This window comes from Belnapia mucosa, from assembly GCF_016775475.1.
Taxonomy (GTDB): Bacteria; Pseudomonadota; Alphaproteobacteria; order Acetobacterales; family Acetobacteraceae; genus Belnapia; species Belnapia mucosa.
In genome coordinates this window covers 1-539 of sequence record NZ_JAEUXJ010000089.1, presented here as the reverse complement: position 1 = coordinate 539, position 539 = coordinate 1, and the positions used below count along the sequence as shown (strand labels likewise).

Here is a 539-nt window from a genome sequence, read left to right as displayed (position 1 = left end):
CCGATGCCGCAGACGCGCGAGCACATCCTGCTGGCCCGCCAGGTGGGCGTGCCCGCCCTGGTGGTGTTCCTGAACAAGATGGACCTGGCCGATCCCGACCTGGTCGAGCTGGTGGAGATGGAGGTGCGCGAGCTGCTCTCCAGCTACCAGTTCCCGGGCGACGACATCCCGATCATCAAGGGCTCGGCGGTGGCCGCGCTCGAGGACAAGACGCCCGAGATCGGCAAGAATGCCGTGCTCGAGCTGATGGCGGCGGTGGACAGCTACATCCCGCAGCCGGAGCGTCCGAAGGACCTGCCCTTCCTGATGCCGATCGAGGACGTGTTCTCGATCTCGGGCCGCGGCACGGTGGTGACCGGGCGCGTCGAGCGCGGCATCGTCAAGGTCGGCGAGGAAGTCGAGATCGTCGGCCTGAAGGCGACCGTGAAGACGACGGTGACCGGCGTCGAGATGTTCCGCAAGCTGCTGGACAGCGGCGAGGCGGGCGACAACATCGGCGCGCTGCTGCGCGGCACCAAGCGTGAGGATGTGGAGCGCGG

1 protein-coding gene is annotated in these 539 nt (G+C 68.1%); it reads left to right on the top strand.

Annotation, left to right across the window (positions count from 1 at the left end; translation table 11 throughout):
- A partial coding sequence (locus JMJ55_RS30480) for an EF-Tu/IF-2/RF-3 family GTPase (RefSeq protein ID WP_236034274.1) occupies positions 1 to 539 on the top strand: 539 nt, incomplete at both ends.